This is a genomic window from Prauserella oleivorans (assembly GCF_042685745.1).
Taxonomy (GTDB): Bacteria; Actinomycetota; Actinomycetes; order Mycobacteriales; family Pseudonocardiaceae; genus Prauserella_A; species Prauserella_A oleivorans.
Genome location: NZ_JBHUNT010000001.1, coordinates 44,254 through 68,625 on the forward strand (window position 1 = coordinate 44,254; position 24,372 = coordinate 68,625).

The window sequence follows — 24,372 nt, forward strand, 5'->3', positions numbered from 1 at the left end:
GGTCCCGTCGGCCAGTACGAGCGCCCGGTCACCGGGTCTGGCGCTGGTGGGGCGCTGCGCGCGCACGACGGTCGCCAGCACGAACGGTGTGCGTTCGGCGCGCAGCGACTCGGCGTGCGCGAGCAGCCCCGGTCCGGTGGTCCTCATGTGATCGCCAGGTCCGTCCGGATAGGACTCCCCTGCGCCGCGCGCCACACGGCGGCGGGAGTCAGCGGCATGTCGGCGTGCCGGACGCCGAGCGGCCGCAACGCGTCGACGACGGCGTTGACCACGGCCGCGGGCGAGCCGACGGTGGCGGACTCGCCGACGCCCTTCGCGCCGATCGGGTGATGCGGCGAGGGCGTCACCGTCTGGCCCAGCTCCCACGACGGGCACTCCATCGAGGTCGGCAGCAGGTAGTCCATGAACGATCCGCCGAGGTGGTTGCCGTCCTCGTCGAACGGCATCACCTGCATGAGCGCCATGCCCACGCCGTCGGCGAGCCCGCCATGCACCTGGCCCTCGACGATCATCGGGTTGATGCGCACACCGCAGTCGTCGACCGCGACGAACCGGCGCACCTTCACCTGGCCTGTGTCGGCATCGACGTCCACCACACACACGTAGGCGCCGAACGGGTAGGTGAGGTTCGGCGGGTTGTAGACACACGTCGCGTCGAGATGGCCCTCGATGCCCTCGGGCAACTCCAGGTCGCCATGGGCGGCGAGCGCGATCTCCTGAATGGTCCGGCCCGCCTCCCGGTCGCCGCGCACGAACCAGCGGCCCTTCTCCCATTCCAGATCGTGCGGGCTGACCTCGAGCATGGCGGAGGCGACGATCTTCGCCCGTTCCCGCACCCTGCGCGCCACCACGGCCGCGGCCGCGCCGGACACCGGGGTGGAGCGGGAGCCGTACGTGCCCAGGCCGAACGGTGTCTGGTCGGTGTCGCCGTGCACCACGTCGATGTCCTCCGGCGAGATGCCCAGCTCCTCGGCGACGATCTGCGCGAACGTCGTCTCGTGGCCCTGTCCCTGTGACTGGCAGGACAGCCGCAGCACGGCCTTGCCGGTGGGGTGCACGCGCAGTTCGGCACCGTCGGCCATGCCCAGGCCCAGGATGTCCATGTGCTTGCGCGGGCCCGCGCCCACGGCCTCGGTGAAGAACGCGAGGCCGATGCCCATCAGCTCGCCGCGTTCCCGTTTGGCGGCCTGCTCGGCGCGCAGCTCGTCGTAGTGCGCCATCTCCAGCGCCGTCCGCAGTGTCGCGGGGTAGTCGCCGGAGTCGTACTCCCAGCCCGTCTTGCTCCGGTAGGGGAATTGCTCGGGCAAGAGCAGGTTGCGCATGCGCAGCTCGGCCGGGTCCATGCCGAGGTCGTAGGCCAGCACGTCCACGAGCCGTTCCACGAGGTAGACGGCCTCGGTGATCCGGAACGAGCACGCGTACGCGACGCCGCCGGGCGCTTTGTTGGTGTAGACGCCGGTGACCGAGCAGTAGGCGGCCTCGATGTCGTAGGAGCCGGTGAACACCCCGAAGAACCCCGCGGGGAACTTCGTCGGCTGCGCGGTGCCGTTGAACGCGCCGTGGTCGGCGAGCACCGTGACGCGCAGGCCCAGGATCTTGCCGCCGCTGGTGGCCGCGATCTCGCCGCGCATGTGGTAGTCGCGGGCGAAGGAGGTGCTCATGAGGTTCTCCGAGCGGTCCTCCATCCACTTCACCGGCTTGCCGGTGAGGGTGGAGCCGACCACCGCGCACACGTAGCCGGAGTAGATGCCCACCTTGTTGCCGAACCCGCCGCCGATGTCGGGCGAGATGATCCGGATCTTGTGCTCGGGCAGGCCCGCCACCAGCGCGTACAGCGTGCGGTGGGCGTGTGGCGCCTGGGTGGTCGTCCACACGGTGAGCTTGCCGGTGACCTTGTCCATGTCGGCGACCGCGCCGCATGTCTCCAGGGGCGCCGGGTGCACCCGCGGGTACAGCATGTCCTGTGTGGACACGACGTCGGCTCTGGCGAACACGTCGTCGGTGGCCGCCTTGTCGCCGGTGTCCCAGTCGAAGATGTGGTTGTCGGTGCGGCCTTCGAGGTCGTCCCGGATCACCGGGGCGTCCGGCTCGAGCGCGCGCCGGGCGTCGACCACGGGCGGCAGGGGCTCGTAGTCGACGTCGATGAGTTCGAGCGCGTCCCGGGCGGAGTAGCGGTCCTCGGCGACGACGAACGCCACCTCCTGCCCCTGGAAGCGCACCTTGTCGGTGGCGAGCACGGCCTGCACGTCACCGGAGAGCGTCGGCATCCACGCGAGGTCGAGGCCGGCGAGATCCTGCCCGGTGATGACGGCCCGCACCTTCGGGTGTGCCTTCGCGGCGCTGACGTCGATGCCGGTGATCCGCGCGTGCGCGTGCGGGCTGCGCAGCACGGCGCCGTGCAGCATGCCCGGCAGCACGACGTCGTCGACGTAGGTGCCCCGGCCGCGGATGAACCGCGCGTCCTCCTTGCGATGCATGCGGCCGTGTCCCATGGGGGTCGCGTGCTCCTCGACGGCGGTCATGCCTGCACCTCCATCCCGCTTTCCGTGCCCTCACCGGCGACCGGCACGGCGCTCGCGGCCGCCTCGTGCTCGGCGGCCCAGCGCACGGAGCGCACGATGTTCTCGTAGCCGGTGCACCGGCAGAGCTGACCGGAAATGGCCTCGCGAATGTCCTCTCCGGACGGATCCGGGTTGTGGTCGAGCAGCCAGCGCGAGGTCATCATCATGCCGGGCGTGCAGAACCCGCACTGCAGACCGTGGCATTCCACGAAGCCCTGCTGCACGCTGTCGAGTCCGTCGGTTCCCTCGAGCCCCTCGACGGTGCGCACGCGGTGGCCGTCGGCCATGACGGCGAGCACGGTGCACGACTTCACGGGCACCTCGTCCAGCCACACCACGCAGACGCCGCAGTTGGACGTGTCGCAGCCCCAGTGCGTGCCGGTGAGGCCGAGTTCGTCGCGCAGGAAGTGGACCAGCAGCAGGCGCGGCTCGATGTCGCGGGTGTAGGCCTGGTTGTTGACGGTGACGGTGATCTCCATGCGTCACGCCTCCTCGTCCGATGCGCCGGATGCGCCGGATGCGCCGGATGCGTTGTGCCTGCCGTGCCAGCGGGTCTTGGCGGTGCGCAACGCGCGGGTGGTCAGCGTTGCGGCGAGGTGCCGCTTGTAGTCGACGGGGCCGCGCTGGTCGGCGATCGGGTTGCAGTGCTCGGCGACGATCCGGCCGGCCTCGGCCAACCGGTCGTCGGTGGCGGGACCGCCCAGGAGGAACTCCTCGGCCTCGGGCGCGTGGAAGCCCGGGGCGCCGAGCGCGGTGAGCCCGATGCCGACCTCGTCGACCAGCTCGTCGCGCATGCGCAGCACCGCACCCACGGACGCGACCGCCCAGTCGCCGGCGCGGCGCTCCACCTTCCGGTAGGCCGACGCCGACGAGCGGATCGGCACGCGCAGCTGCACCAGCAGCTCGTCGGGTTGCACCACCGTCTGGTACGGGCCGGCGAAGAACTCCCGCACCGGCACCACCCGGCGCCCGCCCGGCCCGTGGATCACCGCGTCGGCCCGCACGGCGGCGAAGGCCGCGGCGAGGTCCTCCGACGGGTCCGCCTGGCACAGCGATCCGCCGACGGTGCCACGGTTGCGCACCACGGGGTCGGCGATCACGCGCTCGGCGTCGTGGAAAATCGGGAAGTGCTCGCCGACGACGGCCGAGGCGAGCAGGTCGGCGTGCCGGACGAGCGCGCCGATGCACAGGTCGTGCTCCTCGACGCTGATCCGGGCGAGTTCGGTGAGGTCGTTGATGTCGATGAGCGCCTCGGGCTGCGCGAGCCGCAGCTTCATCATCGGGATGAGGCTGTGCCCGCCTGCCACGACCCGGCTTTCGGGCCCATACCTGCCGAGCAGCGCGATGGCGTGCTCGACGCTGGTCGCCTTCTCGTACTGGAACTGCGCGGGAACCTGCATGCACCGACGGTCACAGCACCGGCCGAGGCCGACAATGGCGACATAAGGGTCTGGTTATGTAGCCTGCTCAAGTGACTGACGTCACACAGACTGGCGGTGTCCGGTGACCCTGGGCCAGCTGAGCGCGTTCGTGTTGGTCGCCCGCCTCGGCTCGGTGACCGATGCCGCACGCGCGCTCGGGGTCAGCGAACCGGCGGTCTCGCAAGCGCTTGCCGCCCTGCGCAGTCACCACGGCGACAAGCTGGTGGTCCGCTCCGCCGACGGCATGACACTCACCCCCGGCGGCAGGCGGTTGCTGCCCATCGCGACCCAGATGGTGGCGCTCGGCGCCGACGCCGAGGCGGCCGTGCGGGAGGCCAAGGGCGTGGCCGACGAGCTGCGCGTGGCCGTGTCGTCCACCATCGCCGAGTTCGTCGCCAACCCGCTGCTCGAGGCGTTCGGACGGCGCGCGGGCAACCCCGTCGAGTTCTCCGCCGGGCTGGCTCGTACCACCGAGATGGCCGTGCTGGTGGGCAACCGGCTCGCCGACGCCGCGCTCGGCCCCCGGCTCACCGACCCGGACCTGGACAGCATGCCGATCTTTCAGGGTTCCCTGCTCGTGGTCGGGTCACCGCGGCGGCGTGGCCAGGGCGGTCCCTGCTCCTGGCAGTGGTTCGTGGACCCCTCCGGAGCCGACCCGGACAGCGATGCGGGCAGGCTGCTGCGCGCGCTCGGCGTTCCCGACGACCACGTGGAGGTGTTCGCCAACCAGACGGCGGCGTGGTCGGCGGCGGCCAGCGGCGCGGGTGTGTCCATCGGCATGGAGCACCTGGTCGCGCCCCAGCTGCGCCGACGGGAACTCGTGGTGGTGCCGACTCCCGCGACACCGGCGCCGGTGTGCTGGCATGTGACCACCCCGGCGCGCGGACGCTGCTCGGCCGTGGCGGCGTCGTTGCGGCACTTCCTCGCCACGCCGGGCGCGATGCAGGTGATGCGCTCACCGGGCGGTGGGGTGCCGCCGTCGCGATTCCGGCCGCCGGTCAACGTCACGATCTGGTCATGACGGCTGCTTGGTGACCGAGAAGTCCCCGCAGCCGGAGCCCGCGACGCGGCCGGTCATGGTGTCGTTGCCCACAGTGGCGACGCCGAGGTCCACCATCACGTATCCCTGCGGCTGCTCGATCCACTCCTGCTGGCGGAACACGAGCGTGCCGTTCTGCTCGCTCCCGAGCATCCGGAAACTGCCCGACTCGATGGGCGGGCCACCCTCGGCGGGGAAGAACGAGAACACCGCCTCGACCTGGCCGTTCACCGGCTCGGCGATCTTGAGTTCCATGCCGGTCTCGCCCTGGGCGCAGAAGTAGGAACCACGCCACGTGCCGGGCAGCACCGACAGATCCACCGAGCTCACCGGCGCGGACGGGTCCGCCGGTGAGCTCGGAGCGGGACTTTCCGCGCTGGTCGACCCGCTCGGGCTCGCGGTGTCCGGGGCGGACACGGCCGTGCCCCCTACCTGCTCGCTGCATCCCGCGAGCACCACCATGAGGACAAGCCCTGCCAGGGCATTCCGGCCGTTTCGCACGAGGCGTGATCTTAGCCCCAGCGCCGGGGGCTCCCCACGTCCGCGGCGCCGGCTCACTCGCCGCGGATGCCTGTCGATCCTCGCAGGAGCTCGACCAGCCGGTCGGCCTCCGGTGTCGCGACCACGTAGGTGCGGCCGTAGCGTGTGCTGAGCTTCGCCGCGGGACCGGCCTGGAAGACGAACCCGACCAGGCCAGACCCCATCAACCGATAGCCGTATCCGCCGAAGTCCCGCACGGGATCGGCGTGGACGGTCTCCACCGCGACGATCCGGTCGAGCGAGATCCTCCGGCGGAACAACGGCACGACGGCCAGCGTCAGCGCGCGGTCGTCGACCGTGACCCGGCCGTGCACCCACCCGATCACGCCGCCGATCCCCACGATCAGGACCGTGGCGACCAGCCTGGCCCACAGCGGCTCCGGGGCGGCCATCCAGAGGGCCACCGACCCGGAGACGCAGAGCACGAACACCGCGCGGTTCAGCCGGTCCAGCCACGCCGGCGGACGGACGGTGCGGTCGTAGTGCATACGAACTCCCCCCGGAGACGAACCGGCCCCGACCGGATCGTGTCCGGTCGGGGCCAGTGTGTCGGGCCAAGGTAGCCGAGATCAGCCCTGGGCGACCTTCTTCGCCAGGTTCTCGTCCAGCGTCGCCAGGAACTCCTGGGTCGTCTGGTACTGCTGGTCGCCGCCGACCAGCAGCGCGAGGTCCTTGGTCATCTTGCCGCTCTCGACGGTCTCGACGACGACCTGCTCCAGCTTGTGCGCGAAGCCGATGAGCTCCTGGTTGCCGTCCAGCTTGCCGCGGTGCTCGAGGCCACGCGTCCACGCGAAGATCGAGGCGATCGGGTTGGTCGAGGTGGGCTTGCCCTGCTGGTGCTGGCGGTAGTGCCGCGTCACCGTGCCGTGCGCCGCCTCGGCCTCGACGGTCCGGCCATCCGGCGTGCGCAGCACCGACGTCATCAGGCCGAGCGAGCCGAAGCCCTGCGCCACCGTGTCGGACTGCACGTCACCGTCGTAGTTCTTGCACGCCCAGACGTAGCCGCCCTCCCACTTCAGCGAGGCCGCCACCATGTCGTCGATGAGCCGGTGCTCGTAGGTCAGGCCCTTGGCCTCGAAGTCGGCCTTGAACTCCTTCTCGTAGATCTCCGCGAAGGTGTCCTTGAACATGCCGTCGTAGGCCTTGAGGATCGTGTTCTTCGTCGACATGTACACCGGCATGCCGCGGTCGAGGCCGTACTGCAGGGACGCGCGCGCGAAGTCCTCGATCGACTTGCGGTAGTTGTACATGCCCATGGCGACACCGCCGCCCTCGGGGAACTTCGCGACCTCGAGCTCGATCGGCTCGGACCCGTCCTCCGGGGTGTAGCTGATGGTCACCGTGCCGGGGCCGGGGACCTTGAAGTCGCTGGCCTTGTACTGGTCACCGTGCGCGTGGCGACCGATGATGATCGGCTTGGTCCAGCCGGGCACGAGCCGCGGGATGTTCTGGATGATGATCGGCTCGCGGAACACGACGCCGCCGAGGATGTTGCGGATCGTGCCGTTGGGGCTGCGCCACATCTTCTTGAGGCCGAACTCCTCGACCCGCGCCTCGTCCGGCGTGATGGTCGCGCACTTCACGCCGACGCCGTGCTTCTTGATCGCGTTCGCCGCGTCGACCGTGATCTGGTCCTCGGTCCGGTCGCGCTCTTCGATGCCCAGGTCGTAGTACTCGAGGTTGATGTCGAGGTAGGGGTGGATCAGCTTTTCCTTGATGAACTGCCAGATGATGCGGGTCATCTCGTCGCCGTCGAGTTCTACGACGGTGCCCTCGACCTTGATCTTGGCCATGAGCGGCGGCGCTCCTCTCGCGGATCTTCGCGTTCGTCTTCGGCTCGTGGTAGCGGTACAAGCGTACTGCTATATCTGCGCTGGTCCCGGCGCCCCCTGGTTACTCGCCAGTACGTTCTCCCAGCTCCCGGTGCCACGGCTCTCCCCGCAATCTACGTGCCCGGAATACCCGTTCGCAGTGGCCTGACCCACGCCTCGCGCGCGGCCCGCGCGGGCGTATAGCTTCGGGCCGTGCGCCTCGCGATCAAGACCAAACCCGAGCACACGACATGGGCCGAACTGCTCGATGTCTGGCGGGCGGCCGACGACATCGAGCTGTTCTCCTCCGCGTGGAACTGGGACCACTTCTATCCGCTCTCCGGCGATGTCACCGCGCCCAACCTCGAGGCGTGGACCATGCTCGCCGCCCTCGCGCAGGCGACCACGCGCATCCGCATCGGCTGCCAGGTGACCGGCATGATCTACCGGCATCCCGCCGTCCTGGCCAACATGGCCGCGACCACCGACATCATCTCGGGCGGACGCCTCGAGATCGGGCTCGGCGCCGGGTGGATGAAGCAGGAATGCGACGCCTACGGCATCGAGCTCCCGCCACTGAAGGAGCGGTTCGACCGGTTCGACGAGGGCGTGCAGGCGATCATCGGCCTGCTCAGCCAGGAGGTCACCGATTTTCAGGGCCGCTACGTCCGGCTCACCGAGGCACGCTGCGAGCCCAAACCGATCCAGCGGCCGCATCCGCCCATCGTCATCGGCGGCCGCGGCCCCAAGCGAACCCTGCTGGCGGCCGCCCGCTGGGCCCAGCAGTGGAACGTCGTCCCCGAGTCGCCGCGGCAGTGGCTGGAGTACAAGGACATCCTGCTGGCCCACTGCCGCGACGTCGGGCGCGATCCGGCCGAGATCACGTGCTCGGTGAACGTCCGCGTGCATGCCGACACCGGCATCGGACCGGCCGTCGAGGAGGCGGCGGGCTACCGCGAGGCGGGCGTCGACCTGCTGGTGTTCAACCTGCCGCACCGCATCCCGCCCGGCTACCTCGAGCAGCTCGCCGAGGCTGCGGCGCCGCTGGTGAAGTAGCTGCGGCCGGTGAGCTGACCGGTCAGGTGGTCGCGAACAGGCCGAGGGTGGCCGAGGGCCGGATGCCGTCGAGCTCCCGCTTCCAGATCGCGTAGTAGCCAGCCTCCTCCCGGTTGCGCAGCTCGACGCCGTCGGCGGCTGCCACCTCGGGCAGGTCGCGCACGGCGTCCTCGAGCAGCTCCTTGGCGCCCGCACCGTCGCCGAACTGCTCCTTGCCGCGGTGGAGGATCTCGTTGGGCAGCCAACCGTCGAACGCCTCCCGCAGGAGCTGCTTCTCCGGCACGCCCGGGCGCACCATCTTGTACTCGGGCGGGATGGACAGCACGAACTCCACGACATCCCGGTCGAGGAAGGGTTCGCGGGCCTCCAGCCCGAAGGCCATCGACGCACGGTCGCAGCGCTGCAGGTTGAGGTGGTGCAGCTCGCGGACCGTGCGCACCAGTTCGGCCTGCAGCGCCTCGGGGCTGGTGAAGGGCTCCTGGTGGTAGTACGGGTAGCCGGCGAACAGCTCGTCCGCGCCCTCGCCGGTCAGCACGGCGTGCACGTGCTGGGAGGCGTACTCGGCGAGCAGCAGATTGGGCACGGCACTGCGCACCAGCGACGGGTCGAAGTGCTCGATCGCCCGGACCGCCCTCGGCAGCGCCTCGACGGCGTCCTGCCTGCTCATCGGAATCTCGTGGTGCTCGATGTTGTGGTGCTTGGCCTGCAGGTACTCCGCGACGTGCCGGGCGGCGAGCAGGTCGGAGCTACCCTCCGAACCCACGGCGAACGTCGGCAACGGCTGGTCCTGCCGCGCCGCGTACTCGGCGGCGACGGCGGCCACGATCGCCGAGTCGAGCCCACCGGAGAGGAAGACGCCGACGCCGACATCGCTCATCATCCGGTGCTCCACCGAGCTCACGATGGCCTCCCGGACAGCCTTGACGAGGGAGCTGTCCCACTCCGGTTCCGCCGCACGCCGGGCCGGGCGGACGTGCGCCGGGACGGCGTCGGCGAAGCGCACCAGCCCGCCCTCGGGACTCCAGCAGTGCCCCGGCGGGAAGGTCTCCACGAGCGGCCGGTCGGCGGGGTCGAAGGCGCGCAGCTCGCTCGCGAACAGCGTCACGCCGTCGCGGCGGGCCCAGTAGAGCGGCTTCACGCCCAGCGAGTCACGCGCGGCGAGGAAGTCGCCGTCCTCGGTGGCGAACGCGAGCGCGAACATCCCGCGCAGCCTGGCCAGCCCGGCTGGGCCGTCGATGACGAGTGCGTGCAGCGCGGCCTCGCTGTCGGAGCCGGTCTCGAACAGGGCGTGCCCGAGATCCTGCCGGATGTGCCGATGGTTGTAGATCTCGCCGTTGACCACCAGATACGTGCCCGTGGGGGCGTGGGTCATCGGCTGATGACCGCCCTCGACGTCCATGATGGACAGTCGCTGGTGGCCGAGCCATACGTTGTGTTTCCGGACCTCTCCGGTGTCGTCCGGGCCGCGATGCGCGATCCGGTGCAGCATGTTCCGGCACGAGCTGACATCGATGTCGCCGATGGCGGCGACGATTCCACACACTGGTGCGGTACACCTCTCTTCTGTTGACCGACCCGGCTACGCGGGTTCCCCGGCGGGACGCCGGAAAACTCGACTGCCGTTTCCGCAGCTCCTACGCTAGTTCTCGACGGAGGTGGTCGACGATGCAAGCATCCGTTGGTGACCGGATTCTCGTGCACGGGCGCACCGTGGGCGCCGGCGAGCGGCAAGGCGAGATCATCGAAGTCCGCGGCGAGCAGGGCAAGCCGCCGTACCTCGTCCGCTTCTCCGACGGCCACGAGCGGCTGGTCTTCCCTGGGCCGGACTGTGAGGTCGAGGCACACGCCGAGTAGGCCGCCGCCGGGTCGACGGGTGAGGCCGTGGCGGTCGCGGCAGTGCCGGTCGCGCCGAGCCGGTCAGGGCTGAGCCGGTCAGAGCTGGGTGAGGCCGGCGGCATAGCGGGCGCGATGCCCGAGCCGCGGCAGCCGGCGCGAGCGTGACACGTGCCGCGCTGACCACAGAGCCGGCCAGGCGGACACGGGGCGGGCTGCAGACCGACAGACGCGGCGTTGGGACGGACACAGGGCACGCCGCAGGGCGGACGGACACGGAGCACGCCGGTCCCGGCACGGAGCGGCTTCCCGACAGCCACGCCGAGCGCGCCACCGCATGCGCGTCGTGCACCGTGTGGACCCTGGATCCGTGCCGCTGCTGAAGCCCCAGTCACTCTCCGCGACCATCGCCGATGACTCGCCGACCCGGGAGACCACACCGGGGGAAGGGTGACACCGTTGTGCCACAACGGGTGTGGAGATTCCAGCGGCCCACCCGGCCCGCCTTGCCACCGGCAGTCGTCACCAGTCGTGACGACTGTCACCGTTTGTCGGGATGACACGCGGGGCCCGACTGGTTGAAACTGATACAAGACAGCACAGCAGCGTGTGTTTCCGCTGGCTGTCTTTTTTGTGTCTTCCTCTGTATCGATTAAGTGTCTCTCCATCCCCCGAAGGGAGTGCTGTGCCGGTAGCGCTGTTCGCGCTCGCCATCGGTGCCTTCGGCATCGGTACCACCGAATTCGTCATGATGGGCGTGCTCCCCGAAGCCGCCGCCGACTTCGGTATCGACATCCCGACCGCCGGCCACCTCATCTCCGCCTACGCACTGGGCGTGGTGGTCGGCGCCCCGCTCCTCACCATCGCCGCCCTGCGGCTTCCCCGAAAAACAGTCCTCCTGGCGCTGATGGGCCTGTTCATCGGCGGCAACACGCTGTTCGCCCTCGCCCCCAGCCACGACTTCGGCATGCTGTTCCGGTTCCTCGCCGGCCTGCCCCACGGCGCGTTCTTCGGAGCGGGTGCGGTGGTCGCGTCGAGCCTCGCGAAGCCGGGACAGAAGGCCAAGTCGGTCTCCATGATGTTCATGGGGCTCACGCTCGCGAACGTCATCGGCGTGCCCGTGGGCACGCTGCTGGGCCAGCAGCTCGGCTGGAGGACGACGTTCCTGCTGGTCGCGGCCATCGGCGGCGTCGCGCTGGTCTGCATCGCCAAGCTGGTGCCCCACCAGGGCCGCCCGGCGGAGACCTCCCTGCGCGGTGAACTCGGCGCCTTCCGGCGTCCCCAGGTGTGGCTGGCGCTCGCCATCGTCACGTTCGGCCTGGGTGGCGGCTTCGCGTGCCTGAGCTACGTCACGCCGATGCTGACCGACGTGGCCGGCTTCGAGGCCACCACGGTCACGATGCTGCTGTCACTGGCTGGGCTCGGCATGACCGTCGGCAACTACCTCGGCGGCAGGCTGGCCGACCGCGCACCCATGCCCGCTCTCGCCGGTGCCCTGCTCGGCCTGGCCGCGGTGCTGACGCTGTTCAGCGCCACGGTTCACAGCAAAATCGGCGCCACCATCACGATCTTCCTGGTCGGCGTGGCTGCCTTCATGGTCAGCCCGATCATGCAGGCCAGGGTGATGGAGAAGGCGGGCGGCACCCCCTCGCTCGTGTCGGCCGCCGTGCAGTCGGCGTTCAACATCGCCAACTCGATCGGCGCCTACCTCGGCGGCATGGTGATCGCCGGCGGACTCGGCCTGGTCTCCCCGAACTGGGTCGGTGCGGTGCTCACCGTGGTCGGCCTGGCGCTGGCCGGTGTGTCCGCCGTGGTCGAACGCCGGGAAACCGCGGCGGCAGCCGCCGTCGCCGACGAGGCGACCGCCCTCACCGAAGAGGCCGCGCTCCTCACCGAAGCCGCGCCGACCGAGGAGCCGGCGCTCGCCCGCCCCTAGCGGGCGCCCCGATCCCCGCCCCCCGAAAGCCCGGGCGGGCCGGCCACCCCCAGGGCAATCCCCCGTGCCCGGCCGGCCCGCTCGGACCCCACCAACACCGAACCGATCCCGGCAATCAGCACTCGTCCGCCCCTAGCGGGCGCCCGGTCCCCGCCCCCGGAAACCCGATCGGGCCGGCCACCCCCAGGGCAATCCCCCGTGCCCGGCCGGCCCGCTCGTTCAGTCGAGTGGACCTCCGATGATGGTCAGCGCGTCGAAGAGGATCAGCAGTCCGAGTCCGGAGTAGCAGAGCACGTCGATCACGCGGGCGCGAATCTTGAGCAGCCCGGCCTGCTCGTCGGCCAACGCGGCCCGGAGCACGGCCGCCGCGAGCAGGGCCCCGCCGATCAGCGCGGCGCCCTGCCGCCAGTGATACATCCCGATCCGCACAGCGCCCGCCGCCACCAGGAGCAGCACCACCGCGAACGGCAGGTGCGTCAGGAGCATGCGGCGACGATCCGGCCGGGGCGTCGTCATGGTCACCGCGCCGCAGCCCGCTCGGCGGCCTCGACGACGTTGGAGATGAGCATCGCCCGCGTCATCGGTCCCACGCCGCCGGGATTCGGTGCCAGGTAACCGGCGACCTCCTCCACGCCGGGCGCCACGTCGCCGGTCAGCTTGCCGTCGACCCTGGACACGCCCACGTCCAGCACCGCGGCACCCGGCTTGACCATGTCGGGCGTGATGAGCCCGGCCGAGCCGGCTGCCGCGATCACGATGTCGGCGCGGCGCGTCTCGGCGGCCAGGTCGCGCGTGCCCGTGTGGCAGAGGGTGACGGTGGCGTTCTCGCTGCGGCGGGTCAGCAGCAGGCCGATCGTCCGGCCGACTGTGATGCCCCGGCCCACGACGGTGACCTGCGCGCCCTTGATCGGCACCTCGTAACGGCGGAGCAGCTCGACGATGCCCAGCGGCGTGCACGGCAACGCTCCCGGCCGGCCCAGGACGAGCCTGCCGAGGCTGACCGGAGCGAGGCCGTCGGCGTCCTTGTCGGGATCGATGCGCTCGAGGATGGCGTTGGAGTCGATGTGCGACGGCAACGGAAGCTGGACGATGTAGCCCGTGCAGGCAGGGTCGGCGTTGAGCTCGTCGACCACCGCCTCGAGCTTGCCCTGCGACACGTCTGCGGGCAGCTCTCGCCGGATGGAGGTGATCCCGACCTTCGCACTGTCGGCATGCTTCATCCGGACGTAGGAATGCGAGCCGGGATCGTCGCCGACCAGCACCGTCGCCAGTCCCGGAGTGATGCCCCGCTCCGCGAGTGCGCTCACCCTCGGGGCGAGCTCCGCGAAGATGGCGTCCTTGGTGGCCCTGCCGTCGAGAATCGTCGCCGTCACGACCTCGATTGTTCCAAAGCCGCCCTGCGGGCCGCCCTGCCGCCCAGGGAGGCGACGCCGATCGCCAGGAGCGCCACCGCACAGCCCACCACCGTGGGCACGGTCAGCCGGCCTTCGACCGCGGGCAGGAGGAGATCGAGCAACACCGATCCGATGAGCTGACCGGCCACCGTGCTCAGCCCCAGCAGCAGCACGCCGATCCACGAAACCACGAACGACGCGGTGGCGATGAACACGATTCCGACGAGCCCGCCGAGGTAGAGCACCGGATTGCCGGGGAGACCAGCGGGCAGGCCGTTGAGCAGCAGCGACACCAGCCACGCCAGCAGCAGCACCGTGGTCCCGGCCGTGAAGTTGACCAGCGCTGCGGTGAGCGAGCTGCCCGACACGACGTTGACGTGGCCGTTCACCGCCTGTTGCACGGCCATGCCCGCGCCCGCGATGCACGGCAGGATCAGCAGCCAGATCCGCGCGAGGTCCGACTGGCCGGCGAGGTCGCCCGCCAGCGCACCGGCCACCGCGAGCACCGTGAGCACCGCGCCGGTGACCCGCGGCCACGTCGGCGGCTCCTTGCCGGCCGGGCCGAGACCGAAGCGGTCGACGAACAACCCGCTCACCGTCTGACCGGCCACGACGCCCACGGTGAACAACGCGACACCGATCAGGGACACGGTGAGCGACTGGGCGAGGACGTAGGTCGCTCCGGCGACACCGCCGAGGTAGTGCCACGGCCGCAGCCTGCCCGTCCGCAGTGCGTCGACGGCCTTGCGCGTGCCCTGCCGCATCGACCGCGACACCGCGAGCCAGCAGCACAACAGGAGGAGCCCTCCGCCGAAGGAGATGACGGCTGCCAGCGCGGAATCGTCCAGCTCCTTGCCGAGCTGGCCGTTGATCCGCGCTTGCACGGACATCCCCAGACCGGCGAGGAGGGCGATCACGATGCCCCACAGCCGTTTCGTCCGGGGCGGCGCCGGAGCGAGCGAGGTGCGGTCCTGCGTGGGATCTGTACTGGCGGTGGCCATCGTCCGCCATTGTGCTCGCCCGGGCGCGGACAAGCTCGCGGGCGGGTGCCGACGCCCCGACCCACGTCACACGGCCGTGTGAGCCTGCCACATCGTGACCAGGGAGACGGATGTACCCGGGTGCCGTGCAATCGCGAATCGAATTAGTCAAGATGTGGGCGTGGCACATCCGACCCAGCTGAACGCAACCGAGCAGGACACCCTGGTCAAGCAGATCGGCCTCTCCCTGCTGCGGGCGGCCCCGCGCGACTGGCGCAGGGTGATCGCCGAGTACCGCGCTGTGGGGAGGTACCACGAGCTGACCGGCGAAGTCGTCACGGCCGACGGATCGACCCAGGAGTGGGTCGCGACCCACGACATCGCGACGCTGTTCGGCAGGCTGCGCGCTGGGATGTACCGCGAGGGCCGCGGCACGTGGTTCAACGCGCGGTACCAACTCGACCACCCGTCCAGCTACAACCTCGAGTACGACCGCGAGGAACCGAAGTGGGACCTCGCGCCACCGCCCCAGGCGTACGCCGACGAGCTGCGGATGTTCCCGCGCTCGGAGGAGAACGTGCCCGACTGGCTGATGCGGCGCATGGCCGGGCTCGGCCCGGAGCGGCCCGGGCCCCGGTTCCGCATGGCGCGGATCTTCGACGGTGCCGGACCGACCGGTCCGGTCATCAACCGGCCGGAGCTGGACGTCGAGGAGCAGGACCGGCTGCTCGACTATCTCGACGGCGCCCCGGTGGTGGTACCCGGGCGGGGCTACGACATCGACCGGCTCGCCAGCACGCCGGAGAGCACCGTGCCGATCGCCTTCCACAGCGACGGCACCTGGATCTGGCCCGCGGCAGTGAACTACTACCTGCGGGAGTACGGGGTGGCACCCGAGCCCGACCTCGTGCAGCACATCCGGGCGAACGGGTTCAGCATTCCGGACGTTCCGGACCCGGTGCGGCAGGCCGCCGCCGCGCACATCAACCGCGGACAGACCCCGCCGCAGCCACGGACCGCTCCGCCGCCTCCGCCTGCGCCCGAGCAGCCGCCGTCCGAGTCTGCGGCCGGTCCGGGGGCAGGCCTGGGTGCCGTGGGTGCCGCGGGTGCCGGGGGCGTCACCGCCGCGGGCGCGGCTGCGGCGGCAGGCGATCAACCGGAGCCGGCCGCGCGGCAGGCCGAGCCACCGTTCGAGGAGCAGTTCGTCAACGGCGCCGAGCAGACGCAGCTGACCGACCCGGACGGCTTCGACCATGCCGACCAGGCGGAGGAGCAGCCGGAGCGCGACGCGTTCGAGCACCGGGAGTACGCCGACGACGAGGCGGACACCACCGAGTACACCCGGGACGAGTACGAGGAGCACGAGGCCGCCCAGGAGCAGACCACGCTCGCGGCTCCGGTGCCCGACCTCGACTCCGGGCCCCCGACCACGATCACGTCTCCCGCGCCGCCCACGGTCACCCACCACCGGGTGCAGGAACCGTCCGCGGGCGACCAGGACCTCGCCGAGCCGCTGCCGGCGCGGCAGCACGCGGAGTCGTGGCAGCCGGCCGAGTCGCAGCAGCCGGAGGAAGACCACGAGGCTCCGGCACCGGCCGGCTTCGACGAGGACGACGCGGGTCCGCCGACGCAGATCTCGGCGGCTCCGCCCGTGGACCCGGCGCTCGACGACCTGCAGGACAAGCTCGACGAGCTGGGCGTGCCCGAATCGGCGTACCGGCTCGGCGAACCCGCCGAGCGTGGCTGGAGCATCGAACGCGTGGCCGAGGGCTGGCGGGTCGGCTGGTACGACGCCGGGCTGAAGAGCCCCGCGGTGTTCGGCGACGTCGCCGACGCCAAGGCGTTCATGCTGGGCAAGGTGCTGCTCGCCCCGAACGGTGTGGGTGAGGTGCCGCCCGGCGCCGAGGACCGGGACCGGCCGCACGAGCCGGCGCAGCCACCCTCGGCTCCCGCGCCGCCGTCCCGGCCGTTGACGGCGACGCTGTCGCCTGAGGTCGCCACCGGCGTCAGGCAGCCACGCGAGGGAGCGCACGCGGAAGGCGGCCCGCGGGACGCCGGGCGGGAAACCGCCGGCCGGGAGGCCGGGCCGCGCGAGGCTCCGCCGTGGGACACAAGCCGTGAGGGCGCACCGCGCCCACCGGCCGGACCGCCCCGAGAGGAGCCGGGCGCGGGCAGGCATGTCCTGGGCGGCGCCGCACTGGGTGCGGCTGGGGCCTCCGCCGCGGGCGCGGTACCGCCACGGGAAACGCCGCCGGGTGCGCCGGCGGGGCTGCCGTCGCGGCGCGACTCGCGGGCTGCCGAGGAACCCCGGGAGGCACGGCAGGCCGCTCCGGGGCAACAGCAGCAGTGGCCGATCCAGCCGTTGCCGGGCGAGCCGCCGCTGACGTTGTTCCGCGGCAAGGAGATGCGCACTCTCCCGGCCGGCAGCGAACTGGACCGGTTCGGCGGCCCGAACGGAAACCTCACCTACGCGGCGGGCACCCCGTTCGAGGAACGCTCGCTCGTCCCGGAGTGGGTGAACCGCCCGTACCACCTGTACCGGGTGCAGCGCCCGCTCGAGGTGCTGGCGGGTGTGGCCATCCCATGGTTCAACCAGCCCGGCGGCGGGGCCGCCTACCTGCTGCCCGCGTCCATCGAGGAACTGGTGGCCGAGGGCGACCTCATCGAACTGGAGCCCGGGGAGCCCCCGGTCGACTGACGACTCGGCCGCGGTGGGCAACCCCTCCGGAAGCCGGCAGCCGGGACGGGTCCACCTCGCCGCGCTCAGTGCACCACGAGACCATGCGCGGCGGCGTAGGCCAGCGCGGTGTCCAGATCGACGTGGGCACCCGTGAGGTCGGCGTGGCGAAGCCCGTTCGCGTCCAACTTCGCTCCGCGCAGGTCGGCGTCGGCCAGTCGCGCGCCCGTCAGCCTGACGCCGGTCAGATCGGTGCCGCTCAGATTCGCCGAACGCAGATCCGAGTCGGTGAGGTCGGCCTCGCGCAGCCGCAACCCGGACAGGTCCCGGCCGCGCAGTTCGGCCCGGCCAAGCGAGACCAGTGACAGGTCGCAGTCGCGCAGCGTCACTGTCCGAAAGCCACAGTCGGTGAAGGGCGAACCGAGCAGCGAGCAACCGGTCCACGACGCCCTGGCCAGTGTGGTGTGGTGGAACTCGCACGACCGGAACGCCGACGACCGATGGGCCGAGTCGCCCAGGTCCGCTCTGGTGAAGTCGCAGTCGTCGAACACGCAGCCCGACGTGACGAGCCCACGCAGGTCCGCATCGCTGAAGTCGCAGCGCACGAACGCGCGCCCACGCCACCGCGCGCCCGACAACACCGCGTCGCGGTAATCCTCGCCGATCTCGGGGTCCGGGCCGGGTTCGGTCACGCCGCCAGCATGGCACACGCCGCCGAGGACGACCGGAAAGCAGCGGGGTCATCGGAAATCCCTCGACTTCGACGTGATCCGCATCGGCAGGTGCTGGAGGCGGTCGGCGAGCAGGCTCACCACCCCGTCGGCACGTTCCACGACACCGCGAACCAGCATCGCCGAGCTCGACCGGGCGACGCGGTGGTAGCGCTGCCACAGTCCCGCGGTGCAGATGACGTTGACCATGCCGGTCTCGTCCTCGATGTTGAGGAACGTGATCCCGCCCGCGGTGGCCGGACGCTGGCGATGGGTGACCGCGCCACCGATGAGAACCCGTTTGCCGTTCTCGACGTGCTGCAGCTGCTCCGCGGTGACCACTCCGAGAGCGTCGAGCCGGTCGCGGATGAACTGGGTGGGAAAGCTGTCCGGGGACAGTCCGGTCGCCCACACGTCGGCGGCAGCATGCTCCAGATCGTCCATACCGGGCAAGGTCGGTGCCGTTGCCCCGGGCATGCGGGTGGGCAGCTTCTCGGGCCGTTCCTCCGCCACGGCTCCCGCCGCCCAGAGCGCCTTGCGCCGGTCGTCCTCGAAGCAGCCAAAGGCGCCCGCGGTCGCCAGGGCTTCCATCTGCGGAGTGGTGAGCCGCACGCGCCTCGCGACATCGACCATGTCGCGATAGGGACCACCCGCGCGCCGTTCCTCCACCAGCTTCTCCGCCAGTGGCTTGCCGATCAAACGGACCGCACCGAGGCCGAGCCGCACGGCGTGACCGGAACTGCCCTCCCCCAACGGTTCTAGGGTCGCCTCGGCAAGGCTGGCGTTGACGTCGGGACCACGCACCTCGACACCGTGCCGCCGCGCATCGGCCACCAGCGACTGTGGCGAGTAGAAGCCCATGGGCTGAGCCCGCAGCAACCCCGCGCAGAAGGCATCCGGGTAGTAGAACTTGAAGAACGCGCTGGCGAACACGAGATACGCGAAGCTCAGCGCATGGCTCTCCGGGAAACCGAAGTGGGAGAACGCCCGCATCTTCTGGAAGATGTGCTCGGCCATCTGCTCGTCGACGCCGTTGCGGGCGGCACCCTCGTAGAACCGCTGCCGCAGCCGTTCCATCTTCCGCCCCGACCGCTTGGCTCCCATGGCATGCCGGAGCTCGTCGGCCTCGGCGGCGGTGAAACCGGCGACGTCGAGCGCGATCTGCATCATCTGTTCCTGGAACAGCGGCACACCCAGCGTCTTGTCGAGCGCGTTCGCCAGCAACGGGTGATCGTGGTCCCACTTCTCCTTCTTGGTGTAGCGGCGGATGTAGGGATGCACCGAGCCGCCCTGGATGGGGCCGGGGCGGATCAGGGCGACCTCGATCGCCAGGTCGTAGAAGGTCTTCGGGGCGAGCCGGGGCAGGGTGGCCAGCTGAGCGCGACTTTCCACCTGGAACACGCCGATCGCGTCGGCGCGACTGAGCATGCGGTAGATGTTCTCGTCCTCGAGGTCCAGCTTGCTGAGGTCGATCTCCACGCCCTTGTGCTCGCGCACCAGGTCGAGCATGTAGTGCAGGGCGGAAAGCATGCCGAGACCGAGCAGGTCGAACTTGACGAGCCCGACGGAGGCACAGTCGTCTTTCTCCCACTGCAGCACGCTGCGATTCTCCATGCGTGCCCACTCGATGGGGCACACTTCGCTCACCGGCCGGTTGCAGATGACCATGCCGCCCGAGTGGATGCCGAGATGCCGGGGGAAGTCCTCCAGCGCGGCGGCGAGGGCGAGCACCGGCTCCGGGATGTCGTGGTCGGTCTCGCCGCGGGTGTGCCGCAATGGCCCCCAGCGGTCGATCTGTTTGCTCCAGGCGTCCTGTTGTCCCGGCGAGTGGCCGAGCGCCCTGGCCGCGTCCCGCACCGCCGAGCGGGCTCGGTAGGTGATCACGTTGGCGACCTGCGCGGTGCGCAGCCTGCCGTGCTTGCGGTAGACGTACTGGATGGCCTCCTCTCGCCGGTCGGACTCGATGTCCAGGTCGATGTCCGGATAGCCGTCCCGATCGGGTGCGAGGAACCGCTCGAACAGCAACCTCCACTTCACCGGGTCGACCTTCGTGATCCCGAGCGCGTAACAGACCGCGGAGTTCGCCGCCGATCCCCGGCCCTGGCACAGGATGTCGTTGCGCCGGCAGAACTCCACGATGTCCCACACGATCAGGAAGTAGCCGGGGAAGCCGAGCTGCTCGATGATCCGCAGTTCGTGGTCGAGTTGCCGGTAGGCCTCCGGGTTCTCCTGTCGCGTGCCGTACTGCTTCAGTGCGCCGGCGTAGGTCAGGTCGCGGAGGAAGCTCGCCTCGTCGTGGCCTTCCGGCACCTCGAACGGCGGCAACTCCGGCGCCACCAGGTGTAGCGGGAAGGCGAACTGCTCGCCGAGCAGCGCTGCCCGCTGCACCGCACCGGGGTAGCGAGCGAACCTGGCCTGCATCTCCGCCCCGGACCGCAGGTGTGCCGTGCCGGAGGCGGCGAGCCAGCCCTCCATCTCGTCCAGGCCGCGCCGGGCCCTGATCGCCGCGACCGCCTGCGCCAGATACGCCCGTTGCGGTGTCGCGTAGTGCACCGCGTTGGTGGCCACCGTCGGCAGTCCCAGATCGGCGGCGATCCCGGCGAGGAGGTCGTTGTGCGTGCTGTCGAGCGGCCTGCCGTGGTCGACGAGCTCGACGTACACGTCGTCGCGGCCGAACCGGTCGACGAGTTCCCGCAACTGCGCGGCCGCGGCCTCGGGGCCGCGTTCCACAAGCGCCCGCCGGACGGCGCCCTTGCGGCATCCCGTGAGGACCGCACAGTGACCGGCCACCTCGGCGGCGATCTCGTCGAGGTCGTACACCGGCCGCCCCTTCTCGGCCCGCTGCGCCGGCGGGAGGTCGCCATCGTGCCCTTTCAACTGCCCTGCCGTGATGGCGCGGCAAAGACTCGCGTACCCGTCCTGCCCCTTGGCCAGCAGCAGCAGGTGTTCACCCTCCGGGTCGGCGACTCCGTTCTGCGGTCCGGAAAGCCCGAGGCTCAGCTCAGTGCCGAACACGGTGCGCATCCCGACTTCCCGGGCGGCCTCGGCGAACCGGGCCACGCCGTACATGCCGTCGTGATCGGTGATCGCGATGGCGTCGAGCTCCAGCCGCGCCGCTTCCTCGACCAGTTCCTCCGGATGGCTCGCGCCGTCGAGGAAGCTGAAGTTCGAATGGCAGTGCAGCTCCGCGTAGGGGATCCGAGCAGCGGCACCCGTGTCGTCGGTGCGGCGAGAGCTCAGATCGGCAGGCTTCAGATACCGTTCCCGCCGCCGTCCCCAGGCGGGACTGTCGTTGCCGTCGCCCGCCTTGTCGAACGGCTCGACCCGCCCCGACAGCGTGCGTTCGAGGTCTCGCCACGGAACCGGTGGATTGTTCCAACCCATGGCGTCACTCGTTCTCCGGTGACGGCCGTGGCAGCGGGACCACAGGACACACCTGCGCCATCAGTTCCGCCCGATCGTCGTCCAGAACCCACTCGGTGTGGCCCCGGAACGGTTCGTCGTTCACTAGTCGTACACCCCCTCCACTGTCCACACGGGATTGCATCGGCGCTGCCACCGCAAAAGCACGGCGAGATCGGGTTGCTGTGGGCACGCACCTTCAAGCACCGCCTGCACCCGAACACAGGTGTCCGGGCCGTCCGGCGCCCACCAGCGCGCCGTGACCGGCCACGGGCCCGCCCAGTCCCGCACCCGTCGGGCCTCACCGTCCACTGTCACCTCATACGGCCTCGCCGTGAGGCGGTACCGGTCGGTGACTCCGACCTCCGCCCCATCCGCGTCGACGACGGTGGCGGGTACCGGTTCCTCGAACACCGTGGCCAGGGACGGTCCGGGAAGCCGCTCCGGCCACGCGGCATCGTGCCCCTCGGCCAGGGTGCGCTGGTCTCCCCACGGCACCAGGCGCACGCGTTCTCCCGGCCCGCGGCCACCCTCGAGAACGGCGGTGAAGACACTGTCCGCACCAAGCAGCCCCTGAACGTGCACCAGCGCCCTGGCTGCCCGGTCGGCTTCGGGCGTGTGTTCGGTGCCGGCTCCGCCCGCCCACAGACCGAGCTGCAGGGAACGGCCCTCGACCGTCTCCTCCGGCTCCAACCGGAGTTCGGACACCCCGGCGGTCGGCCGCCGACCGTCTCCGGTCTTCAGCCAGCCCTCGAACTGCCACCGAACCCGGTCGGCGATGGCTTCCGGGGTGAGCGGCTCCGCGCACCGCCAGATCCTGCTCAGCTCCTCGCCCCGCTCAGTGGTGGCGTAGATGCCCAGCCGGGTACAGGCGAGTCCGCGGGAGGCCAGTCCGGAGTGGAACCGCCCGGCCAGCGTCTTCGCCATGAACGCCGCCACGTCGATCCGGTCGAGTGGCGGGTCGAACGTCTTCGTGACGGACAGTTCCGGTGCCGGGTGACGCCGATGCGGTGGCCGCTCGTCCTTCCCGTTCGCGAGCCGGTGTGCGAGCAGGCCGGTGTTGCCGAAGCGGGCGACCACATCCCGTTCCGGCAACGCCGCGAACGCCCCGAGCGTTCGCAACCCCAAGCGGCGCAACAGATCCACGAGATCCGACCGGTCGCAGTCCGGCTGGTCGAGCTCCGCGATACTCAACGGCTCCAGGAACTCCGCGCCTGTTCCCGGCTCGACCAGCACGGATCGATGGGCGGCGAGTGTCGCGGCGAACAACCCGTCGGCCACGCCGATCTGGCATTCCACGCCCACCTCTCCGGACACGTGGTCGACGAGTAGTTCCACGAGCCGGGTCTCTCCGCCGAAGTACCCCGACGCACCCTCGATGGGCACGGCCACCACGCCCGGACGCACCACCTCGACACCGACGATCAGCTCCTCCACCGCCGCCGCGACGGGTTCGAAAAGCCGGGCGTCCCGATCCGGGTCCTCGCCGAACACCACGATCTCGGGACACCGCGCCTGTGCCTCCCGGCGCCGCATGCCGCGCCGGACACCTGCTGCCCTCGCCACCGCCGAACACGCCACGACCCGGTTGGCGGAGAACACGGCGGCGGGCAGGTGCGAAGGCACTCCCGCCGACGCGGCGGCGGCGACCACGGGCCAGTCCGGGCACCACAACACCAGCATCCGAGGCGGTGGAATCGCAGCCGCGGTCATCCGGCCTTCACCTCCTCTTCGGACGATTCGGCGCCGGGACCGCTCGCCGGATGCGCCCCGCCCGGCCCCGGAAGGAGCAGCGAGGTCCGAAAGGGACGGGAGGCACCCCTTCGCCCGGACACGTCCACGACGACCGTTCGCTCCCGCAGGTAGCCGTGGCCTTCCTCGGCGCCGGACCAGCTCACGGTGGTGCAGCGCAGCTCCACCTCGGCACCCGGCCACGGCCCGAGGGACAACAGCACCCCTCCGCGATGCCGGGCACGTGCCGAGAGCCGGCGCGCGGTCTGGGTACCGCCGAACCGCTGCGGCGGAGCGGTGGCCACCAGGTCCACGCCGTCGAGCAGAGCCGCCGTCACCGAGGCGAAGTCCGCACCGGGACGGGGTACCAGGGCGAGCCTGTTCACCGCGACCCCGAGCTCGTGTGCCGCGACGAGGCCGAGCCGGGGAAGCCCGACCGCCGCGGCCCACGAGCCCCGGGCCGTCGCCTCCGCCAGCAACGCGAGAAGCAGCGAGGTCGAGCCGGTGACCGCGACCGTGCTGCCCCGGCGCAGGCCGCCCCACGGCAGCAGCTCCGCCAGCGAGGGCGACACCGGAAGCACCTGGCCTGTGACGTGGGCGTGTTCGGCTGTGGCGGCAACACCGCTGGCCGTGTCGACCCCGGGCAGGGACGCCAGCCGCGCCACCGTCTCCAGGGCAGGCCTCGCCGGAGGACTCCCTGGCTCCCCCGGACGCGCGGGAGCCGTGGAGAGCTCGGTCACCACTCCACCCGGCATCGGACACCTCCTCCCCTCTGCACAGCACGGACCGCCACGTGCACCACCAGGGACACACCCAGGCAGCCACGAACCGATGTGTTTCTCTGTCGCCGCGGGGAAGACGGCATTCAGACGTCCGGAGACATCCACTCGAACACATGTTCGATACCTTCATCGAACACCGTCCCGGCAGCGGTGTCAAGTCCGGAAGTGGCCGAAACGCGCGATGCAGTGCCACAGGCCCGTACACCCATCCACAGCCCGTGCTCACCGGACCGCGCCCTGCTCATGCAGGGCAGGCCGGCCCGCTGTCCCGGTGATCCACACCTGTGACAGTTGGGAAGCCGACGCCTGGATGCGCCGCTCGGCGCGGTTGATGCGCCAGCCCATGTGGACTCCGGCCGCACCCGACCGGGACGAGCGGCCACGAGCCGCCCTGCGTGCGCTACCTCGTCCTCACCGAGGCCACACAGCGTCGACCAGCGCGTCGCCGGGTACCACCGGCTGTCGGCCGTGCGGGCACACCCACTCGAGCTGGCCTGCT

The 24,372-nt window shown here is 70.8% G+C and carries 19 protein-coding genes and 1 pseudogene; 5 read left to right on the forward strand and 15 right to left on the reverse strand.

What is annotated here, in order from left to right; genetic code table 11:
• The 4 genes and pseudogenes from ACFSZT_RS00200 to ACFSZT_RS00215 all read right to left on the reverse strand — a co-directional run.
• Window positions 1-147: pseudogene (locus ACFSZT_RS00200) on the reverse strand (XdhC family protein); the annotation flags it as partial.
• Window positions 144-2,522 (reverse strand): aerobic carbon-monoxide dehydrogenase large subunit, encoded by a 2,379-nt coding sequence (locus tag ACFSZT_RS00205; RefSeq protein WP_377393777.1) that lies wholly within the window; start codon window positions 2,520-2,522, stop codon window positions 144-146. The pseudogene ACFSZT_RS00200 and the gene ACFSZT_RS00205, both read right to left, overlap by 4 nt.
• Window positions 2,519-3,040: a (2Fe-2S)-binding protein gene (locus tag ACFSZT_RS00210; RefSeq protein WP_377393775.1), complete on the reverse strand. Its 522-nt coding sequence runs from the start codon at window positions 3,038-3,040 to the stop codon at window positions 2,519-2,521. The genes ACFSZT_RS00205 and ACFSZT_RS00210 overlap by 4 nt, the downstream gene beginning before the upstream one ends.
• Window positions 3,041-3,043: 3 nt before the next feature.
• Window positions 3,044-3,961, reverse strand: coding sequence for an FAD binding domain-containing protein (locus tag ACFSZT_RS00215; protein ID WP_377393773.1), 918 nt, complete (start codon window positions 3,959-3,961; stop codon window positions 3,044-3,046).
• 103 nt (window positions 3,962-4,064) lie between these two features.
• On the opposite strand from ACFSZT_RS00215, the gene ACFSZT_RS00220 reads away from it, so the two are divergent.
• Window positions 4,065-5,003, forward strand: coding sequence for a LysR family transcriptional regulator (locus ACFSZT_RS00220; RefSeq protein ID WP_377393771.1), 939 nt, complete (start codon window positions 4,065-4,067; stop codon window positions 5,001-5,003).
• Here the strand turns inward: ACFSZT_RS00220 and ACFSZT_RS00225 are convergent.
• The 3 genes from ACFSZT_RS00225 to ACFSZT_RS00235 all read right to left on the reverse strand — a co-directional run bounded on the left by ACFSZT_RS00225 (window position 4,998) and on the right by ACFSZT_RS00235 (window position 7,354).
• A complete protein-coding gene (locus ACFSZT_RS00225) occupies window positions 4,998-5,522 on the reverse strand; it encodes a hypothetical protein (RefSeq protein WP_377393769.1) in 525 nt (174 codons plus the stop codon). The genes ACFSZT_RS00220 and ACFSZT_RS00225 overlap by 6 nt on opposite strands.
• Before the next feature lie 53 nt (window positions 5,523-5,575).
• A complete protein-coding gene (locus tag ACFSZT_RS00230; RefSeq protein WP_377393767.1) occupies window positions 5,576-6,049 on the reverse strand; it encodes a hypothetical protein in 474 nt (157 codons plus the stop codon).
• Window positions 6,050-6,130: 81 nt separating this feature from the next.
• Window positions 6,131-7,354, reverse strand: a complete 1,224-nt coding sequence (locus tag ACFSZT_RS00235; protein WP_377393765.1) for an NADP-dependent isocitrate dehydrogenase — start codon at window positions 7,352-7,354, stop codon at window positions 6,131-6,133.
• A gap of 231 nt (window positions 7,355-7,585) precedes the next feature.
• Between ACFSZT_RS00235 and ACFSZT_RS00240 the strand changes: the two genes are divergently transcribed.
• Window positions 7,586-8,428, forward strand: coding sequence for an LLM class F420-dependent oxidoreductase (locus ACFSZT_RS00240; RefSeq protein ID WP_377393763.1), 843 nt, complete (start codon window positions 7,586-7,588; stop codon window positions 8,426-8,428).
• Window positions 8,429-8,450: 22 nt separating this feature from the next.
• Here ACFSZT_RS00240 and asnB read toward each other — a convergent pair whose 3' ends face one another.
• Window positions 8,451-9,971, reverse strand: coding sequence for an asparagine synthase (glutamine-hydrolyzing) (gene asnB, locus ACFSZT_RS00245; protein WP_377393761.1), 1,521 nt, complete (start codon window positions 9,969-9,971; stop codon window positions 8,451-8,453).
• A 122-nt stretch (window positions 9,972-10,093) separates the two neighbouring features.
• Here asnB and ACFSZT_RS00250 point away from each other — a divergent pair, with 122 nt between their 5' ends.
• Both ACFSZT_RS00250 and ACFSZT_RS00255 read left to right on the forward strand, forming a co-directional pair.
• Complete coding sequence (locus ACFSZT_RS00250; RefSeq protein WP_377393759.1) at window positions 10,094-10,282, forward strand: DUF1918 domain-containing protein; 189 nt, start codon at window positions 10,094-10,096, stop codon at window positions 10,280-10,282.
• A 664-nt stretch (window positions 10,283-10,946) separates the two neighbouring features.
• Complete coding sequence (locus ACFSZT_RS00255; protein WP_377393757.1) at window positions 10,947-12,197, forward strand: MFS transporter; 1,251 nt, start codon at window positions 10,947-10,949, stop codon at window positions 12,195-12,197.
• Window positions 12,198-12,416: 219 nt separating this feature from the next.
• On the opposite strand, the gene ACFSZT_RS00260 is transcribed toward ACFSZT_RS00255, so the two are convergent.
• Genes ACFSZT_RS00260 through ACFSZT_RS00270 form a run of 3 tightly spaced genes read right to left on the reverse strand, consistent with a single transcriptional unit; the run spans window position 12,417 to window position 14,592 of the window.
• Window positions 12,417-12,713 (reverse strand): DUF3017 domain-containing protein, encoded by a 297-nt coding sequence (locus tag ACFSZT_RS00260; protein ID WP_377393755.1) that lies wholly within the window; start codon window positions 12,711-12,713, stop codon window positions 12,417-12,419.
• A gap of 2 nt (window positions 12,714-12,715) precedes the next feature.
• Window positions 12,716-13,570, reverse strand: coding sequence for a bifunctional methylenetetrahydrofolate dehydrogenase/methenyltetrahydrofolate cyclohydrolase (locus ACFSZT_RS00265; protein WP_377393753.1), 855 nt, complete (start codon window positions 13,568-13,570; stop codon window positions 12,716-12,718).
• Window positions 13,567-14,592 carry a DMT family transporter gene (locus ACFSZT_RS00270; RefSeq protein WP_377393751.1) on the reverse strand — a complete coding sequence of 342 codons (1,026 nt, stop codon included), beginning with the start codon at window positions 14,590-14,592 and terminating at the stop codon, window positions 13,567-13,569. Before ACFSZT_RS00270 ends, ACFSZT_RS00265 begins: the two co-directional genes overlap by 4 nt.
• A gap of 160 nt (window positions 14,593-14,752) precedes the next feature.
• Between ACFSZT_RS00270 and ACFSZT_RS00275 the strand changes: the two genes are divergently transcribed.
• A complete protein-coding gene (locus tag ACFSZT_RS00275; RefSeq protein WP_377393749.1) occupies window positions 14,753-17,269 on the forward strand; it encodes a glycohydrolase toxin TNT-related protein in 2,517 nt (838 codons plus the stop codon).
• Window positions 17,270-17,334: 65 nt separating this feature from the next.
• On the opposite strand, the gene ACFSZT_RS00280 is transcribed toward ACFSZT_RS00275, so the two are convergent.
• The 4 genes from ACFSZT_RS00280 to ACFSZT_RS00295 all read right to left on the reverse strand — a co-directional run bounded on the left by ACFSZT_RS00280 (window position 17,335) and on the right by ACFSZT_RS00295 (window position 23,846).
• Window positions 17,335-17,940 carry a pentapeptide repeat-containing protein gene (locus ACFSZT_RS00280; protein ID WP_377393747.1) on the reverse strand — a complete coding sequence of 202 codons (606 nt, stop codon included), beginning with the start codon at window positions 17,938-17,940 and terminating at the stop codon, window positions 17,335-17,337.
• A 48-nt stretch (window positions 17,941-17,988) separates the two neighbouring features.
• Complete coding sequence (locus ACFSZT_RS00285; protein WP_377393745.1) at window positions 17,989-21,342, reverse strand: error-prone DNA polymerase; 3,354 nt, start codon at window positions 21,340-21,342, stop codon at window positions 17,989-17,991.
• A gap of 123 nt (window positions 21,343-21,465) precedes the next feature.
• Window positions 21,466-23,073, reverse strand: coding sequence for a DNA polymerase Y family protein (locus tag ACFSZT_RS00290; RefSeq protein WP_377393743.1), 1,608 nt, complete (start codon window positions 23,071-23,073; stop codon window positions 21,466-21,468).
• Window positions 23,070-23,846: a hypothetical protein gene (locus tag ACFSZT_RS00295; RefSeq protein WP_377393741.1), complete on the reverse strand. Its 777-nt coding sequence runs from the start codon at window positions 23,844-23,846 to the stop codon at window positions 23,070-23,072. The genes ACFSZT_RS00290 and ACFSZT_RS00295 overlap by 4 nt, the downstream gene beginning before the upstream one ends.
• Between the last annotated feature and the right edge of the window lie 526 nt (window positions 23,847-24,372).